Origin of the sequence: Halomonas sp. HG01 (genome assembly GCF_000968715.2) — a bacterium.
Lineage (GTDB): Bacteria > Pseudomonadota > Gammaproteobacteria > Pseudomonadales > Halomonadaceae > Halomonas > Halomonas halophila.
In genome coordinates, this window is record NZ_CP022134.1 from 3,162,018 (window position 1) to 3,178,669 (window position 16,652).

17 protein-coding genes are annotated in these 16,652 nt (G+C 68.6%); 8 read left to right on the forward strand and 9 right to left on the reverse strand.

Going from position 1 to position 16,652, the window contains the following annotated elements:
- Positions 1-62: 62 nt before the first annotated feature.
- The 8 genes from rseP to rpsB all read right to left on the reverse strand — a co-directional run bounded on the left by rseP (position 63) and on the right by rpsB (position 7,458).
- Positions 63-1,421: a sigma E protease regulator RseP gene (gene rseP / locus UN84_RS14945; RefSeq protein ID WP_046078364.1), complete on the reverse strand. Its 1,359-nt coding sequence runs from the start codon at positions 1,419-1,421 to the stop codon at positions 63-65.
- Positions 1,422-1,454: 33 nt separating this feature from the next.
- The gene (gene ispC, locus UN84_RS14950; protein WP_046078365.1) at positions 1,455-2,639 is read right to left on the reverse strand and encodes a 1-deoxy-D-xylulose-5-phosphate reductoisomerase; all 1,185 of its coding nucleotides are present in this window, start codon (positions 2,637-2,639) and stop codon (positions 1,455-1,457) included.
- Entirely contained in the window at positions 2,636-3,439 is an 804-nt protein-coding gene (locus UN84_RS14955) for a phosphatidate cytidylyltransferase (RefSeq protein ID WP_046078366.1), read from the reverse strand. The genes ispC and UN84_RS14955 overlap by 4 nt, the downstream gene beginning before the upstream one ends.
- Positions 3,432-4,193 carry a polyprenyl diphosphate synthase gene (gene uppS / locus UN84_RS14960; protein WP_035592808.1) on the reverse strand — a complete coding sequence of 254 codons (762 nt, stop codon included), beginning with the start codon at positions 4,191-4,193 and terminating at the stop codon, positions 3,432-3,434. The genes UN84_RS14955 and uppS overlap by 8 nt, the downstream gene beginning before the upstream one ends.
- Positions 4,194-4,264: 71 nt before the next feature.
- On the reverse strand, positions 4,265-4,822 hold the full coding sequence (frr, locus tag UN84_RS14965; RefSeq protein ID WP_046078367.1) for a ribosome recycling factor: 558 nt from the start codon (positions 4,820-4,822) through the stop codon (positions 4,265-4,267).
- 4 nt (positions 4,823-4,826) lie between these two features.
- A complete protein-coding gene (gene pyrH, locus UN84_RS14970) occupies positions 4,827-5,591 on the reverse strand; it encodes a UMP kinase (protein ID WP_016853451.1) in 765 nt (254 codons plus the stop codon).
- A 110-nt stretch (positions 5,592-5,701) separates the two neighbouring features.
- Positions 5,702-6,571: a translation elongation factor Ts gene (tsf, locus tag UN84_RS14975; RefSeq protein ID WP_016853450.1), complete on the reverse strand. Its 870-nt coding sequence runs from the start codon at positions 6,569-6,571 to the stop codon at positions 5,702-5,704.
- 146 nt (positions 6,572-6,717) lie between these two features.
- Complete coding sequence (rpsB, locus tag UN84_RS14980; protein WP_035592703.1) at positions 6,718-7,458, reverse strand: 30S ribosomal protein S2; 741 nt, start codon at positions 7,456-7,458, stop codon at positions 6,718-6,720.
- 288 nt (positions 7,459-7,746) lie between these two features.
- Between rpsB and map the strand changes: the two genes are divergently transcribed.
- The 7 genes from map (at position 7,747) to UN84_RS15015 (ending at position 15,582) form a co-directional block, all read left to right on the forward strand.
- The gene (gene map / locus UN84_RS14985; protein WP_046078453.1) at positions 7,747-8,538 is read left to right on the forward strand and encodes a type I methionyl aminopeptidase; all 792 of its coding nucleotides are present in this window, start codon (positions 7,747-7,749) and stop codon (positions 8,536-8,538) included.
- Between the two features lie 10 nt (positions 8,539-8,548).
- Positions 8,549-11,227, forward strand: coding sequence for a [protein-PII] uridylyltransferase (locus UN84_RS14990; protein WP_046078368.1), 2,679 nt, complete (start codon positions 8,549-8,551; stop codon positions 11,225-11,227).
- A 111-nt stretch (positions 11,228-11,338) separates the two neighbouring features.
- Positions 11,339-12,538, forward strand: coding sequence for a succinyldiaminopimelate transaminase (gene dapC, locus UN84_RS14995; protein WP_046078369.1), 1,200 nt, complete (start codon positions 11,339-11,341; stop codon positions 12,536-12,538).
- 16 nt (positions 12,539-12,554) lie between these two features.
- On the forward strand, positions 12,555-12,893 hold the full coding sequence (locus UN84_RS15000; protein WP_046078370.1) for an arsenate reductase: 339 nt from the start codon (positions 12,555-12,557) through the stop codon (positions 12,891-12,893).
- 42 nt (positions 12,894-12,935) lie between these two features.
- Positions 12,936-13,961: a 2,3,4,5-tetrahydropyridine-2,6-dicarboxylate N-succinyltransferase gene (dapD, locus tag UN84_RS15005; RefSeq protein ID WP_046078371.1), complete on the forward strand. Its 1,026-nt coding sequence runs from the start codon at positions 12,936-12,938 to the stop codon at positions 13,959-13,961.
- 51 nt (positions 13,962-14,012) lie between these two features.
- Positions 14,013-15,188, forward strand: a complete 1,176-nt coding sequence (dapE, locus tag UN84_RS15010; RefSeq protein ID WP_046078372.1) for a succinyl-diaminopimelate desuccinylase — start codon at positions 14,013-14,015, stop codon at positions 15,186-15,188.
- Positions 15,189-15,195: 7 nt separating this feature from the next.
- Positions 15,196-15,582, forward strand: coding sequence for a hypothetical protein (locus tag UN84_RS15015; RefSeq protein WP_046078373.1), 387 nt, complete (start codon positions 15,196-15,198; stop codon positions 15,580-15,582).
- Positions 15,583-15,768: 186 nt separating this feature from the next.
- Here the strand turns inward: UN84_RS15015 and UN84_RS17495 are convergent, their stop codons facing one another.
- The gene (locus tag UN84_RS17495; RefSeq protein WP_016853440.1) at positions 15,769-16,233 is read right to left on the reverse strand and encodes a cold-shock protein; all 465 of its coding nucleotides are present in this window, start codon (positions 16,231-16,233) and stop codon (positions 15,769-15,771) included.
- Between the two features lie 170 nt (positions 16,234-16,403).
- Here UN84_RS17495 and UN84_RS15025 point away from each other — a divergent pair, with 170 nt between their 5' ends.
- Positions 16,404-16,649, forward strand: a complete 246-nt coding sequence (locus UN84_RS15025; RefSeq protein WP_046078374.1) for a SlyX family protein — start codon at positions 16,404-16,406, stop codon at positions 16,647-16,649.
- Positions 16,650-16,652 lie beyond the last annotated feature (3 nt).

Sequence of the window (16,652 nt, forward strand, 5' to 3'; positions counted from 1 at the left end):
GCCTACCTGTCCAGACAGGCACCTTATACATTTGCACGGGCAACTGACAAGCCAGGAGCCGGTTACCAGAGCCGCATCAGGTCGAAATACAGCGCCATCAGCATCAGGGTGCCGACCAGCGCCAGGCCGACGCGCAGACCGATGGCCTGGGTGCGTTCGGACACCGGCCGCCCGCGAACCGCCTCCACCAGGTAATACAGCAGGTGGCCGCCGTCGAGCACCGGGATCGGCAGCAGGTTGAGCACGCCGAGGCTGATCGACAGGTAGGCCAGGAAACTGACGAAGCTCTCGAGCCCGGAGCGGGCCGAGTCGCCGGCGATACGGGCGATGGTGATCGGTCCGGAGAGGTTCGACGGCGAGATCAGCCCGACCAGCATCTTGCGGATCGCATCCAGGGTCAGCACGGTCATCTCGCCGGTGCGCGACACGGCCTGCCCCACGGCGGCCAGGGGGCCGTAGCGGATCTCGCGGCGGTATTCTTCCGGCCAGGGCACCGATGCCACGCCGGCCCCCACATGTCCGATGGTGGTGCCGTCGTCGAGGGTCCGAGGGCGCGGCGTCAGCGACAGCGAGCGACGCTCGCCGTCGCGCGCCACGCTCAGCGACAGGGCCTCACCGGGCCGCCCGCGGACCCGCTGGACGAAGCCGCCCCAGTCGGCCACCGGTTCGCCGTCGACGGCCAGGATCTCGTCGCCGGCCGCGAGGCCTGCCTCGGCCGCCGGCTCGCCGTCCACCACCTGGCCGAGCACCGCGGGGATCTGCGGGCGCCAGGGCGTCACGCCGAGGGTGTCCAGCGGCCGAGGCGGATCCTGACGCACCAGCCAGTCCTGCACCGGCAGGCGATGCTCCCGGACCCGGCTGTCGCCCTCGTCGCGGGCGCTCACCGTCAGCTCGCCGCTGGCCCCGATGGCCGATACCAGCTCGAGGTTGATGTCTTCCCAGGAGCGAACGCTGGCCCCTCGCACCGCGGTGATCTCCTGCCCGGCGGCGAGACCGCCGCGAGCGGCCGGCGAGTCAGGCGCGACCTCGCCGATCACCGGCACCACGGTGGTGGTCCCGGCGACAAACAGCAGCCAGTAGGCGACCAGCGCCAGCAGGAAGTTGGCCAGCGGCCCGGCAACGACGATGGCGATGCGCCGCCAGACGCCCTGGCGATTGAAGGCCAGGTGGCGCTCGTCGTCGGGGACCGGCGCCTCGCGCTCGTCGAGCATCTTGACGTAGCCGCCCAGGGGAATCGCCGCCACGGCGAATTCGGTGCCGTGGCGGTCGACCCGCGACCACAGCGGCTTGCCGAAGCCCACGGAGAAGCGCAGCACCTTGACGCCACAGCGCCGGGCGACCCAGAAGTGGCCGAACTCATGGAAGGTGATCAGCAGGCCGAGCACCACGATCACGGCCAGCACGTTCTGGATCAGACCCATGGCTATCTCCGGTGAAGTTGTCGAAAGTCGGCGCTAGCGGCGCCCCAGCCGGGCCTCGGCCTCGCGGCGCGCCCGGGCATCGGCGTCGAGGATGCCCGCCAGCTCGGTGGCCGGCTCCGGCGGGCAGGCCTCGCGCACCCGCGAGACCAGCTCGCCGATTCCGGCGAAGCCCAGCCGGCCGTCGAGGAAGGCCTCCACGGCCACCTCGTTGGCGGCGTTGAGCACCGCCGGCGCCGTGCCGCCGTCCTCCATGGCCTCGCGGGCCAGCCGCAGGCAGGGGAAGGCGGCCTCGTCGGCGGGCTCGAAGTCGAGCCGTGCGACCTGGAAGAGATCGAGCGCCTCCACGCCGGCATCGAGGCGCTCGGGCCAGGACAGTCCGTAGGCGATCGGGGTACGCATGTCCGGGTTGCCCAGCTGTGCCAGCACCGAGCCATCGGCGTAGGCGGCCATGGAATGGATCACGCTCTGCGGATGCACCACCACCTGGATCTGCGACGGCCGAGCGTCGAACAGCCAGCAGGCCTCGATCAGCTCGAGCCCCTTGTTCATCAGGGTGGCGCTGTCCACCGAAATCTTGCGCCCCATCGACCAGTTGGGATGGGCGCAGGCCTGCTCGGGGGTGACGCCGGCCAGCGCCTCGGCCGACCAGCCGCGGAAAGGGCCGCCCGAGGCGGTCAGCAGCAGCTGGGTGACGCCGTGGCGCGCGAGTCCGCCGCGATGTTCGACGGGTAGACACTGATAGATGGCGTTATGTTCGGAATCGATCGGCAGCAGGGTCGCGCCGTGACGGTCCACCGCGTCCATGAACAGCGCCCCGGACATCACCAGCGCTTCCTTGTTGGCCAGCAGCACCCGCTTGCCGGCCCGCACCGCGGCGAGCGTCGGCAGCAGTCCGGCGGCGCCGACGATGGCCGCCATGACCACGTCGACCTCCGAGGCCTCGCTGACCTCGACCAGCGCCTCCGGGCCGCAGCGCACCTCGGTGACAAGCCCCGCCTCGCCCAGCCGCTCGCGCAGCCAGGCGGCGTCTTCCTCGCGCTCGAGCACGGCCAGCGCCGGGGCGTGGACACGACACTGGGCCAGCAGCGTCTCGCGGGAGCGATGGGCGGTCAACGCATGGACCCGGTAGCGCTCGGGATGGCGGGCCAGCACGTCCAGGGTGCTGACGCCGATCGACCCGGTGGCGCCGAGCACGATGACGGACTGCGGCCGACTCATGCGCCGAGCCCTCCCGCCAGCAGCGCGAACAGCGGCACCGCGGCGCACAGGCTGTCGATGCGATCGAGCACCCCGCCGTGACCGGGCAACAGCTGGCTGGAGTCCTTGATGCCGCGATGGCGCTTGAGCATGCTCTCGAGCAGGTCGCCGACCACCGAGGCCAGGGTGACCACGGCGGTGGCGGCCACCAGCGCCAGGGTCGCGCCGAACGACAGGGCCTGCCAGTCGGCGAACACCAGCGCCAGCAGCCCGGTCACCACCAGGCCACCGATGACGCCCTCGCGGGTCTTGCCGGGACTGACCCGGGGCGCCAGCTTGCGCTTGCCGAGCGACTTGCCGACGAAGTAGGCGCCGATGTCGGCGCCCCACACCAGCAGCAGCACGAACAGCAGCCACACGCCGCCGGTCTCATGCAGCACGTTGAAGCCGACCCAGGCCGGCAGCAGCACCCACAACCCCATGGCCAGACGCATGGCAGTGGAGCGCCACTGGGCGAGGCGCGCCGGATAGCCGACCACCCAGCGCAGGTTGACGAGCCAGCCCAGGGCCCCGAGCCACAGCGGCCAGCTCGCCAGGTGCTGGCCGGTCAGGCCCAGCAGCGCCATCAGCGCGCCCAGGCCCAGCACCGGCTTCCAGCGACGGGCGCCGGCCTCGAGGCCGGCCAGGTTGGCCCATTCCCAGGCCCCGAGCAGCACGATGGCCGCGGTGAACAGCGCGAAGGCGATGCCGTCGAGCCCGAACAGCCCGACCAGCGCCAGCGGGGCCAGCCAGGCGGCGGTAAGAATGCGTTGTTTAAGCACCTTGCTGAGCCTCGACCTGTTCGTCGGTCATGCCGAAACGGCGCTTGCGCCCGGCGAAGTCGGCCAGGGCCGCGTCGAAGGCCTCGCCGTCGAAGTCGGGCCACAGCAGCGGCGAGAAGTACAGCTCGGCGTAGGCCAGCTGCCAGAGCAGGAAATTGGAGATGCGCTTCTCGTCGCTGGTACGGATGCACAGGTCCACAGGGGCGGTGAGACTCAGTTCGGCGCCGAGCGACGCCTCGTCGATCGCCTCGGGGGCCAGCTCGCCCTCGGCGACCCGCTCGCCCAGCCGCCGGGCGGCCTGGGCGATGTCCCACTGGCCACCGTAGTTGGCGGCGATCACCAGGTGCAGCCCCCGGTTGTCGCCGGTCAGCGCCTCGGCCTGCTCGATGTGCTTCTGAATGGACGTCGAGAAACCGCTGCGATCGCCGATCACCGAGAGGCGGATATCGTGCTGGTGCAGCTTCTTGACCTCGCGCTTGAGCGCGATCAGGAACAGCTCCATCAGGGCGTTGACCTCGACGGCGGGCCGCTTCCAGTTCTCGCTCGAGAAGGCGAACAGCGTCAGGGTCTCGATGCCGCGCTCGGCGGCGCGGCGGATCACCGCGCGCACGGCCTCGACGCCGGCATGATGGCCGCGCACGCCGGACATGCCGCGCGCCCTGGCCCAGCGGTTGTTGCCGTCCATGATGATGGCGACGTGATGCGGCAGGCGATCCCCGTCGGCACGGGGCTGGGGAGACTGGGGTGACGTCATGATGTCTCGCATGGCGGGTGGGACGGGGCGCTCCATGAACGGCGACCCCGAAGGGGCCGCCGGCCCGTCCGTCAGACCTGCATCAGGTCGTGTTCCTTGGATTCCAGGGTCTTGTCGATCTCGGCGACGACCTTGTCGGTCAGCTTCTGGATGGCGTCCTCACCCTGACGTGCCTCGTCCTCGGTGATGTCCTTGTCCTTCAGCAGCGCCTTGATGTCGCCATTGGCGTCGCGGCGCACGTTGCGCACCGCCACCCGGGCGTTCTCGGCTTCCTGACGCGCCTGCTTGATGTAGCCCTTGCGGGTCTCCTCGGTGAGCATCGGCATCGGCACGCGGATCACGTTGCCGGCGCTCGCCGGGTTGAGGCCCAGCTCGGCGGTCATGATGGCCTTCTCGACCTTCGGCACCATCTGCTGTTCCCAGGGCACCACGGTCAGGGTCCGGGCATCCTCAATGTTGACCGAGGCCACCTGGTTGATCGGCACCTGGCCGCCGTAGTAATCGACGGTCACCGCCTCCAGGATGCTGGGGTGCGCCCGGCCGGTGCGGATCTTGTTGAAGTTGTGATGAAGAGCGTCGAGGCTCTTCTTCATGCGACTCTCTGCGTCCTTCTGGATCTCGTCAATCACGTTCTCACCCTCTATCAATCAGCGTGCCTTCCCGGCCGCCTACCACCAGGTTCAGCAGCGCCCCCGGCTTGTTCATGTTGAACACGCGCACCGGCATGTCATGGTCCCGCACCAGGCAGATGGCGGTCAAATCCATGACCCCGAGCTTCTGGTCGATCGCGTCATCGTAGGACAGCTGCTCGTACTTGACCGCATCGGGATACTTGACCGGGTCCTTGTCGTACACCCCGTCCACCTTGGTGGCCTTGACCACCACGTCGGCGTCGATCTCGATGCCGCGCAGGCAGGCCGCGGAGTCGGTGGTGAAGAAGGGATTGCCGGTCCCCGCGGAGAACATCACCACGTCGCCGGAGGTCAGGTAGCGAATCGCCGTGCGGCGATCATAGTGCTCCACCACGCCGCTCATGGGAATCGCCGACATCACCCGCGAGCGGATGTTGGAGCGCTCCAGCGCGTCGCGCATCGCCAGGGCGTTCATCACCGTGGCCAGCATGCCCATGTGGTCGCCGGTGACCCTCTCCATGCCGGCCTCGTGCAGCGCGGCGCCGCGGAACAGATTGCCACCGCCGACCACGATGCCGACCTGGACGCCGATACCGACCAGCTGGCCGATCTCCAGCGCCATGCGGTCCAGCACCTTGGGGTCGATGCCGAATTCGGCGTCGCCGGTCAGGGCCTCCCCGGACAGCTTGAGCAGGATGCGCTTGTACTTAGAGACCTCGGCGCGAGGCTTGTCGGTCTTGGTGGAAAGTGGCTCGGCACTGCTCATGGCATGTCTCCCGGAAACTCGAGGAATCTGGATGGCCGGATGCACCGGCCGGATACGCGAAGGCGTGCGCTCTCGCGCACGCCATCTTCATGCTGGAACCGGCTGGCGCCTTAGCTGCGCTGAGCCTGTTCCATGACTTCCTTGGCGAAGTCGACCTCTTCCTTCTCGATGCCCTCACCCACTTCGAAGCGGGTGAAGCCAATGACCTCGCCACCGGCGGCCTTGACGTACTCGGCCACGGTCTGGTTCGGATCCTTGACGAAGGCCTGCTCGGTCAGGCTGTTCTCGGCCAGGTACTTCTTCAGACGGCCCTGGACCATCTTCTCGGCGATCTGCTCCGGCTTGCCGGCCATGTCCGGCTGGGCCAGGATGATCGCCTTCTCGGCGTCCAGCTTGTCCTGCGGCATGTTTTCCGGCAGCGCGACGGCCGGGTTGATGGCGGCCACGTGCATGGACACGTCCTTGGCGGCCTCGGCGGTGCCACCCTTCAGGGTGGTCAGCACGCCGATGCGGCCGCCGTGGACGTAGGCGCCCACGAGACCGCCTTCCGGTGCGTCGACGACGACGCTGCGACGCACGCCGATGTTCTCGCCGATCTTCTGCACCAGCTGCTCGCGAGCTTCTTCCAGCTCGCCTTCCATGATGGCGGCGACGTCTTCGCTCTTGGCGGCGAAGAAGGCATCGGCCACGCGGTCGGCGAAGGCGGTGAAGTTGTCGTCGCGGGCGACGAAGTCGGTCTCGGAGTTGATCTCGACCATCACGCCGTAGCTGCCGTCTTCGGCAACGCGGGTGACGACGGCGCCTTCGGCGGCGGTACGGCCGGCCTTCTTGGCGGCCTTGAGACCGGAGTTCTTGCGCAGGTTCTCGATCGCGGTGTCGATGTCACCGCCGGCCTCGGTGAGGGCCTTCTTGCACTCCATCATGCCGAGCCCGGTGCGCTCGCGAAGTTCCTTGACCTGAGAGGCGCTGATAGCTGCCATGGTAGTGTCCTCTGAATGGTTCGACCTGGAATGTGGAAACCGGGCCTGAGCCCGGCACGTCCATTACCCGCCCTGAGGCGCGGCGCTTGAGCCGCTCCCGACGCCGGCCGACGCGTTCGCCGGCCGGCACCCGGGCGGGCCGACGATCACTCGGCGGCGGCGTCGCTGGCGTTGTCTTCGGTGACCTCGACGAACTCGTCGGGACGACCTTCCTTCGCACGCGCGCAGGCGTCGGCGATGGCCTTGACGTAGATCTGGATGGCGCGGATGGAGTCATCGTTGCCCGGGATCACGTAGTCGACGCCGTCCGGATCGGAGTTGGTATCCACCACGCCGATGACCGGGATGCCCAGCTTGTTCGCCTCGTTGATGGCGATGCGCTCGTGATCGACGTCGATCACGAACAGCGCGTCGGGCAGGCCGCCCATGTCCTTGATACCGCCGATGGAACGCTCGAGCTTGTCCTGCTCGCGGGTCGCCATCAGGACTTCCTTCTTGGTCAGCTTCTCGAAGGTACCATCTTCGTGCATGGTCTCGAGTTCGCGCAGACGCTTGATGGACTGACGGATCGTCTTGAAGTTGGTCAGCATGCCGCCGAGCCAGCGATGATTCACGTAGGACTGGCCGACGCGGTTGGCCTCTTCCTTGACGATCTTGCTGGCGCTGCGCTTGGTACCGACGAACAGGATCTTGTTGTTCGCGGCGGCCATCTTCTCGATCACCTCGATGGCCTCGTTCAGGGCCGGGAGGGTATGCTCGAGGTTGATGATGTGAATCTTGTTACGAGCGCCGAAGATGAACTTGCTCATCTTCGGGTTCCAGTAACGGGTCTGGTGACCGAAGTGGGCGCCTGCCTTCAGCAGGTCACGCATGTTGACGTGTGCCATGGATGACTCCTGGTAAATCGGGTTAGGCCTCCATGCACCCCATGGATCCGACCGACGGACGCGCCGACGGCACCCGGGACCATGTGCCGGTGCATGTGTGTTTTCAAGGCATTGCGTTGATAAATACAGTCGCGCCCTGACAACGCCGAGGCGCCGCTCGGGCGGCGGGGGATCGGCGATTGCAGGAAAGCGCGCAGCTTTATACCATGGATCACTCTCAAGATGAAGTCGCCCGACGCCTCCCGCGCCCTCGACCCCGGCGACACCACCTCCGAATTCCGAGATTCCATGAACGTACCCATCAAGACGCCCGACGAGATCGAGAAGATGCGTGAAGCCGGCCGCCAGGCCGCCAGCGTGCTCGAGATGATCGCCCCCTACGTCCAGGCCGGCGTCAGCACCGGCGAGATCGATCGGCGCTGCCACGACTACATCGTCGGCGAGCTCGGCTCCACGCCCGCCCCGCTGAACTACCACGGCTTCCCCAAGTCCGTGTGCACCTCGATCAATCACGTGGTCTGCCATGGCATCCCCGACGACGGCAAGAAGCTGAAGAAGGGCGACATCATGAACCTGGACGTCACGGTGAAGACCCCCGACGGCTACCACGGCGACTCCAGCGTGATGTTCATCGTCGGCGAGAGCATCCAGGGCAGCCGCCTGTGCCGCGTCACCCAGGAGTGTCTCTACAAGAGCATCGCCCTGGTGCGCCCCGGCGTCCACCTCTCGGAACTGGCCCGCGTCATCCAGCAGCACGCCGAGGCCAACGGCTACTCGGTGGTGCGCGACTTCTGCGGCCACGGCATCGGCGCCGGCTTCCACGAGGACCCGCAGGTGCTGCACTACGACGGCTACGCCCCGGAGGCGGACATCGCCCTCGAGGAAGGCATGTGCTTCACCATCGAACCGATGATCAACGTGGGCGACCATCGCACCAAGGTGCTGCGCGACGGCTGGACCGCGGTCACCAAGGACAAGGGGCTCACCGCCCAGTGGGAGCACACCCTGCTGGTCACCGCCAACGGCGTGGAGGTGCTGACCGCGCGCAGCGACGAAGACCTCGCCTTCCTCGCCCACTGAGCCGGCCGCCATGCTGCTGCACCACTACGCCTTCACGCCCGACGAAAGCCTGTTCGACGTCGAGGCGTTCCGCGACGAGCTGAGCGGCAGCCGTTCGCCGATCGCGCCGTTCAAGGCGGCGCTGGCCGAGATCCAGGCCCGCCTCGACGAGCGCTTCCACGCCGGCGCCGACATCCGCGATCTGGTGCACGGCCGCGCCTGGTGCCTCGACCGCCTGCTGGCGCTGGCCTGGCAGCAGCATGACTGGCCCGACGGCATCGCCCTGCTGGCTGTGGGGGGTTACGGCCGCGGCGAACTGCACCCGCATTCCGACATCGACCTGCTGCTGCTGCTCGAACAGGAGGACGACGAGCCCTTCCGCGAGCCGCTGACCGCCTTCATCACCTTCCTGTGGGACATCGGCCTGGAGATCGGCCACAGCGTGCGCTCGCTGTCGGACTGCGAGCGCGAGGCCGCCGCCGACGTCACGGTGATCACCAACCTGCTCGAGTCGCGCACCCTGGCCGGCCCCGAGCGGCTGCGCGAGGCGATGCAGGACCGCATCGCCACCGAGCGGCTGTGGCCGGCGGATCGCTTCTTCGAGGCCAAGTGGCAGGAGCAGATCGCCCGCCACTACCGCTTCAACAACTCCGAATACCACCTCGAGCCCAACATCAAGAGCTCGCCCGGCGGGCTGCGCGACATCCAGATGATCGGCTGGGTCGCCAAGCGCCACTTCGCCACCGAGCGCTACGAGGACATGGTCGACATCGGCTTCATGAACGACGCCGAGCTGCGCATCCTCAGCCAGGGGCAGGCCTTCCTGTGGCAGGTCCGCTACGCCCTGCACATGCTCACCGGGCGCGCCGAGGACCGCCTGCTGTTCGACCACCAGGCCACCATTGCCGAGCTGTTCGGCTATCGGGACACCCCGGAGCGCCTCGCCGTCGAGCAGTTCATGAAGCGCTACTACCGGCACGTGACCGCGCTCGCCGGCCTCAACGACATGCTGCTGCTGCACTTCGACGAGGCCATCCTGCGCGGCGGCGAGCCCCTCGAGACGGTGCCGCTCAACGCCCGCTTCGAGATCACCGGCGGCTACATCCAGGCCCGCACGCGAACGGTGTTCCGCGAGGCGCCCTCGGCGCTGCTCGAACTGTTCCTGCTGATGGCCGAACACCCCGAGATCGAGGGCGTGCGCGCGGACACCATCCGACTGATCCGCGACCACCGCCACCTGATCGACGACCGCTACCGCGAGGACCCGCGCCACCAGCGGCTGTTCATGGCCCTGCTGCGCTCCAGCGGCAACGTCGCCCGCCAGTTGCGGCGCATGAACCGCTACGGGGTGCTCGGCAAGTACCTGCCGGTGTTCGGCCAGGCCGTGGGCCTGATGCAGCACGACCTGTTCCACATCTACACCGTGGACGCCCACACCCTGCGGCTGCTGAAGTGCTTCCACAACTTCCGCAAGCCAGAGGCCCGCGAGACCTACCCGGTGGCCGCCACCCTCATCGCGCAGCTGCCCAAGCTGGAACTGCTGTGGATCGCCGGACTGTTCCACGACATCGGCAAGGGCCGCGGCGGCGATCACTCGCTGATCGGCGCCCGCGACGTCGAGGCCTTCGCCGCCCTGCACGGCCTGTCCGGCCGCGACACCCGACTGGTGGCCTGGCTGGTGGAGCACCACCTGCTGATGTCGATGGTCGCCCAGAAGCGCGACATCAGCGACCCGGAGGTGATCAGCGAGTTCGCCCGCGAGGTCGGCGACGAGACGCGCCTGGACTACCTCTACGTGCTGACCGTGGCCGACATCACCGCCACCAACCCGACGCTGTGGAACGGCTGGCGCGCCTCGCTGCTGCGCCAGCTCCACGCCGAGACCAAACGCGCCCTGCGCCGCGGGCTCGAGAACCCGCTGGAGCGCGACGACTCGGTGCGCGAGACCCGCGACGAGGCCCACTCCCTGCTGGCCACGGTGGGCGCCGACATGGCCCGCGTCGACCGACTGTGGGAATCGCTCGGCGAGGAGTACTTCCTGCAGTACGCCCCCAGCGAGATCGCCTGGCAGACCCAGGGCATCCTCGCCCACCGGGACAGCGCGCTGCCGCTGGTGATGATCAGTGCCCCCACCGCCGACATGGCCGAAGGCGGCACCAAGGTCTTCATCCACACCCGCTCGGTGGACAACCTCTTCGCCGCCACCTCCGCGGCCATGGAGCAGCTGGGCCTGTCGATCCACGACGCCCGCATCGCCACCTCGAGCAACGACTGGACGCTCAACACCTTCATCGTGCTCGACGACGACAACCTGGCGATCCGCGAGCCCGCCCGGCTGGAGGAGATCCATCGCCACCTGGTGGAGGAACTCGACGACCCGGACGACTATCCGCAGATCGTCAGCCGCCACACCCCGCGCCAGCTCAAGCACTTCCGGGTGCCGACCCAGGTCACCATCGAGCAGGATCCGACCGGCGGGCGCACCCTGCTGGAGCTCACCGCCCCGGACCGTCCCGGCCTGCTGGCCCGGGTCGGGCGCATCTTCATGGAGCAGCACATCGCGCTCTCGGCGGCCAAGATCGCCACCCTGGGCGAGCGGGTCGAGGACGTGTTCTTCATCACCGACCGGGACGGCGAGCCGATCACCGACCCCGAGCGCCAGCAGCGCCTGCGCGAGCGGCTGATCGAGACGCTCGACATCCGCGGCTGAGACCTCGTTTGAGGCCCCACCGGGGGTTCCCTATAATCGGCGTCTTGCCCAGCGCTCGATCGAACCACCAGCATCATAACGACGCCGACAACGGCCCCCACTGGACGCGCCATGAACCCCGATCTCGACGCCCTGCAGCCCTACCCCTTCGAGAAGCTCGCCGCCCTCAAGGCCGACGTGACGACGCCCGAGGGCCTGGTGCACCTCCCCCTGACCATCGGCGAGCCGCGCCACGCGCCCTATGCCGGCGCCCTGGAGGCGCTGACCGCGAACATCGACGACATGGCCCGCTACCCGGCCACCCCCGGCACGCCCGAGCTGCGCGGCGCCATCGCCGACTGGGCCAAGCGGCGCTTCGCCCTCGAGGACCTCGACGCCGGCACCCAGGTGCTGCCGGTCAACGGCACCCGCGAGGCGATCTTCGCCTTCGTCCAGGCGGCCCTGGACCGCCGCCGCCCGGCGCGGGTCGCGGTGCCCAACCCCTTCTACCAGATCTACGAGGGCGCCACCCTGCTGGCCGGCGGCACGCCGCTCTATCTGGACTGCCGCGCCGAGCACGGCTTCCGCCCCGACCTGGACGCCGTGCCGGCCGAGACCTGGCGCGACGTGCAGATCGTCTTCACCTGCTCGCCGGGCAACCCCACCGGCGCAGTGACGCCGCTCGACGAGCTCAAGCAACTGATCGCCCTGGCCGACGAACACGACTTCATCGTCGCCGCCGACGAGTGCTACTCGGAGCTCTACCTGGACGAGGCCGCCCCGCCCCCGGGCCTGCTGCAGGCCTGCGCCGAGCTCGGCCGCCACGACTACCGGCGCTGCCTGGTATTCCATTCGCTGTCCAAGCGCTCCAACCTGCCGGGGCTGCGCTCGGGCTTCGTGGCCGGCGACGCCGAGCTGCTGGCGGCCTTCCGCCGCTACCGCACCTATCACGGCTGCGCCATGTCGCTGCCGCTGCAGCACGCCTCGATCGCCGCCTGGAACGACGAGGCCCACGTGCTCGCCAACCGAGGCGCCTATCGCGAGAAGTTCGCCGCGGTGACCGAGATCCTCGCCCCGGTGATGGACTTCCCCGCGCCCGAGGCCAGCTTCTACCTGTGGCCGGCGGTGCCCGGCGGTGACGACGAGGCCTTCACCCGTTCGCTGTTCGCCGAGCAGCACGTCAGCGTGCTGCCGGGCAGCTACATGGGCCGCCCCGGCGCCGACGGCGTGAACCCCGGCGCCGGCCGCATCCGCCTGGCGCTGGTGGACGAACTCGACGCCACCGTCGAGGCCGCCCGCCGCCTGCGCCGCCACGTCGAACGACACGCCTGATTCAGGAGAGACCGCCATGATGACGCTGTTCGGCATCAAGAACTGCGATACCTGCCGCAAGGCGCGCAAGGCCCTGGAAGGCAAGGGTCAGCCCTTTCAGTTTCATGACCTGCGCGAGGACGGCCTGTCCGCCCCGCTGCTCGAGCACATCCTCGAGCGGGTGCCGGTGCTGACCCTGCTCAACAAGCGCAGCACTACCTGGCGCCAGCTGCCCGACGAGGACAAGGCCGACATCGACGGCGACAAGGCCCGCCGGCTGATGATGGCCAACCCCACCCTGATCAAGCGACCGCTGCTCGATACCGGCGACGACATCCTCGTCGGCTATCGCGACGGCGACTACGACAATCTCTAGGCGGCCCCCGGCCGACCTGAACTCCATCGAGAGGACCCCCACATGCTCAGCTTTGCACTCGGAATCGGCACCCAGAACACCCAGGGCGACTGGCTGGAGATCTACTACCCGGCGCCGCTGCTGAACCCGGACGCCGCCCTGGTCGAGGCCGCCGCCAAGGTGCTCGACGCCCCCGCCGGCAACGCCGCCGTCAGCTTCCTGCCCGAGCAGTGCGCCGCGCTGGCCGAGGCCCTGAAGGCCGCCGGCCACGCCGACCAGGCCGAGCTCGCCGAGGCCATGGCGGCCAGCCAGCGTCCGCTGGTGGCGACCTTCATCGCCGAGGACCTGCCGCCGCAGAGTGCTCCGGAGGTCTACCTCAAGCTGCACCTGCTGTCGCACCGCCTGGTCAAGCCCCACGGCACCGACCTGACCGGCATGTTCGGCCTGCTGCGCAACATCGCCTGGTCCAGCGAAGGCCCGATCGACATCGAGGAGCTGCCGGCCCGTCGCCTCAAGGCGCGCCTGGAAGGCCGCACCCTGTCGGTGGACTGCGTCGACAAGTTCCCCAAGATGACCGACTACGTGGTGCCGACCGGCGTGCGCATCGGCGACACCGCCCGCGTGCGCCTGGGCGCCTACCTCGGCGAGGGCTCCACCGTGATGCACGAGGGCTTCGTCAACTTCAATGCCGGCGCCGAAGGCCCGGGCATGATCGAAGGCCGCATCTCCGCCGGCGTGATGGTCGGCAAGGGCTCCGACCTGGGCGGCGGCTGCTCCACCATGGGCACCCTGTCCGGCGGCGGCAACATCATCATCAAGGTCGGCGAAGGCTGCCTGATCGGCGCCAACGCCGGCATCGGCATCCCGCTGGGCGATCGCTGCACCGTCGAGGCCGGCCTCTACATCACCGCCGGCGCCAAGGTCGCCGTGCTCGATGACCAGGGCCAGGAAGTCGAGGTCGTGGCCGCCCGCGAGCTGGCCGGCCAGGACGACCTGCTGCTGCGCCGCAATTCCCAGAACGGCCGCATCGAGTGCCTGACCAACAAGAGCGCCATCGCGCTCAACGAAGCCCTGCACGCCCACAACTGAGCCCTGCCCCGGCGCCTCACGGCGCCGGGGGACGGCCCGCCGGAATCCCGCATGACCTCGACCAGCTCCGACCCTACGCTCTCCCCGACCCTCGAACTCGCCATGGCGCTGATGCGCCGCCCCTCCGTGACCCCCGATGACCTGGGCTGCCAGGACCTGATGATCGAACGCCTGGAACGCCTGGGCTTCGCCATCGAGCGCCTGCCGTTCGGCGACGTCGAGAACTTCTGGGCGGTGCGCGGCCATCACGGCCCGGTGCTGGCCTTCGCCGGCCATACCGACGTGGTGCCGAGCGGCCCCGAGGTCAACTGGGAGCACCCGCCCTTCGCGCCCTGCATCGATGACGACGGCATGCTGTGCGGCCGCGGCGCCGCCGACATGAAGGGCAGCCTGGCCGCCATGGTCACCGCCGTGGAGCGCTTCGTGACCGCCCATCCCGATCATCCGGGGCGCCTGGCCTTCCTGATCACCTCCGACGAGGAAGGCCCGGCGGTGGACGGCACCCGCGCCGTGGTCGAGCACCTGCGCGAGTCCCACGACCGCCTCGACTACTGCATCGTCGGCGAGCCCTCCTCCACCGACCGACTCGGCGACGTGATCAAGAACGGCCGGCGCGGCTCGCTGGGCGGCGTGCTGCACGTCAGGGGCGTGCAGGGCCACGTGGCCTACCCGCACATGGCGCGCAACCCGATCCACGAGGTCGCCCCGGCGCTGGACGCCCTGGTGCGCGAGCACTGGGACGGCGGCAACGAATTCTTCCCGGCGACCAGTTTCCAGGTCTCCAACATCCGCTCGGGCACCGGTGCCACCAACGTGATTCCGGGCGAGGTGGAGGTGGTGTTCAACTTCCGCTACTCCACCGCGCTGACCCACGAGACGCTGCGCCAGCGCACCGAGGCGATCCTCGAGGCCCACGGCCTGGACTTCCACATCGACTGGACGCTCAACGGCGAGCCCTTCCTGACCTCGGAAGGCGCGCTGGTGGAGGCCGCGGTCGGCGGCGTCGAGGACGTGATGGGCCATCGCCCCGAGCTGTCCACCGCCGGCGGCACCTCCGACGGCCGCTTCATCGCCACCCTGGGCAGCCAGGTGGTCGAGCTCGGCCCGCGCAACGACACCATCCACAAGGTCAACGAACGGGTCCGCGCCGCCGACCTCGACGACCTCAGCCGGGTCTATGAAGCGATCATGACCCGGCTGTTCGTCGACGGCACGTCACGCCCCTGAGGACACCATGGAACGCTATCCCGACATCGAGATCTATCTGGCCCGCGTCGAGCCCGACGCCCTGAACGCCTGGCTCGGCGAGACCCTCGACGCCGCGCCGCTGAAGCCGGCCGGCAAGCACCGCTGGCGCACCCAGGGCCGCCACGACGGGGCCGAGATCCCGGTGCTGCTGGTCGAGAAGGCCGCCGACGGCTTCGCCAGCCTGTGGCTGGACAGCGCCGAATCGCCCTGGCCCACCGACAGCGACCTCGCCCGCGCCGCCGCCGCGCGACTCGGCTGCGAGGTGCGCTGCTCGCTGGGCGGCTGGCAGCCCGGCGACGACCCGGACCGCTTCCTGCAGGTGCTGCCGGACGGCGCCGAGGCCACCATCGACTGGCCCGACTCGGGGCAGTGAGCCGAAACGACATCGCCCCGCGGATGCGGGGCGATGTCGTTAAGTGCTGAGATATAGAGCTACCAGAAAGCTGGCGAGCGAAGGCCAGACAAGGCAAAAATCGACGAAAAGACGGAGTTTACTGAAGTAAATGAGTACTTTGAGTCGATTTTTAACGCCGTATGGCCGAGCGCAGCCGCTTTCCTCTCACGTAATGACGGTGACGTCGTCGGCCTGCAAACCTCTGTCATTGCGCGAGACGTGATACTTCACCTTCTGCCCCTCGGCCAGGGTGCGATGACCGCGACCGCGGATGGCACGGAAATGGACGAAGACATCCTCGCCGCTGTCACGGGTGATGAAGCCATAGCCCTTGTTGACGTTGAACCACTTGACCTCGCCGATCTCGCGGCCGTCGTCCTCGACCTCGGCGATGTTGGACAGCTGCGGCGTCAGGGCGTTGATCGCCAGGGTGGCCACCAGCATCAGCAGGAAGACCGCCAGGGCCGCCGCGACATAGACCACCGCCAGACCGCCGACCTCGAGGCTGGCGAACAGCTCGCGGGACAGCTCACCACCGGTGAGATGGACGAACAGCGCGATCAGCAGCGGCGCCGGTGCGGCCAGCAGCAGACTGACGATACTGCAACGAAACACGACCTTTCGATTCATAAACCTCGGATGCTCTCTTGTCATTGGGAACGGATGTGATGGGGGCGAGGCACCGAACGGCCCGCAGGCCGCCCTCGACCCGACTGCGCCGGCCGCGTTCGATGCATCGGCGAACGGGGCCACGACAGACCGCACCAGGACGAGCCTTGACACGGTATAAGGAGTCTATCATGCACGACGACGACACGCCCTCCGACGCCGCGGCGCGGCTGGAGGCCCTGGAGAGCCGGCTGGCCTACCAGGAACACTGGCTGGATACCCTGGACCGCACGGTGGCCGCCCAGGAAAAGCGCCTGATGCAGCTGGAACGCCTCAACGAGCTGATGCAGCACAAGCTGCGCGAACAGCGCCAGGCACTCCAGGAAGCGGACACAGCGACACCCCGCCCGGAGGACGAGGTGCCGCCGCATTACTAGCGA

Bases quoted from the DNA above. Each gene is read 5' to 3' on its own strand.
- dapD (WP_046078371.1), top strand. From the start codon at position 12,936: ATGCTCAGCTTTGCACTCGGAATCGGCACCCAGAACACCCAGGGCGAC.
- dapE (WP_046078372.1), top strand. From the start codon at position 14,013: ATGACCTCGACCAGCTCCGACCCTACGCTCTCCCCGACCCTCGAACTC.
- dapC (WP_046078369.1), top strand. From the start codon at position 11,339: ATGAACCCCGATCTCGACGCCCTGCAGCCCTACCCCTTCGAGAAGCTC.
- rpsB (WP_035592703.1), bottom strand. From the start codon at position 7,458: ATGGCACACGTCAACATGCGTGACCTGCTGAAGGCAGGCGCCCACTTC.
- pyrH (WP_016853451.1), bottom strand. From the start codon at position 5,591: ATGAGCAGTGCCGAGCCACTTTCCACCAAGACCGACAAGCCTCGCGCC.
- uppS (WP_035592808.1), bottom strand. From the start codon at position 4,193: ATGACGTCACCCCAGTCTCCCCAGCCCCGTGCCGACGGGGATCGCCTG.
- map (WP_046078453.1), top strand. From the start codon at position 7,747: ATGAACGTACCCATCAAGACGCCCGACGAGATCGAGAAGATGCGTGAA.
- rseP (WP_046078364.1), bottom strand. From the start codon at position 1,421: ATGGGTCTGATCCAGAACGTGCTGGCCGTGATCGTGGTGCTCGGCCTG.
- UN84_RS14990 (WP_046078368.1), top strand. From the start codon at position 8,549: ATGCTGCTGCACCACTACGCCTTCACGCCCGACGAAAGCCTGTTCGAC.
- ispC (WP_046078365.1), bottom strand. From the start codon at position 2,639: ATGAGTCGGCCGCAGTCCGTCATCGTGCTCGGCGCCACCGGGTCGATC.
- UN84_RS17495 (WP_016853440.1), bottom strand. From the start codon at position 16,233: ATGAATCGAAAGGTCGTGTTTCGTTGCAGTATCGTCAGTCTGCTGCTG.
- UN84_RS15025 (WP_046078374.1), top strand. From the start codon at position 16,404: ATGCACGACGACGACACGCCCTCCGACGCCGCGGCGCGGCTGGAGGCC.
- UN84_RS15015 (WP_046078373.1), top strand. From the start codon at position 15,196: ATGGAACGCTATCCCGACATCGAGATCTATCTGGCCCGCGTCGAGCCC.
- tsf (WP_016853450.1), bottom strand. From the start codon at position 6,571: ATGGCAGCTATCAGCGCCTCTCAGGTCAAGGAACTTCGCGAGCGCACC.
- UN84_RS15000 (WP_046078370.1), top strand. From the start codon at position 12,555: ATGATGACGCTGTTCGGCATCAAGAACTGCGATACCTGCCGCAAGGCG.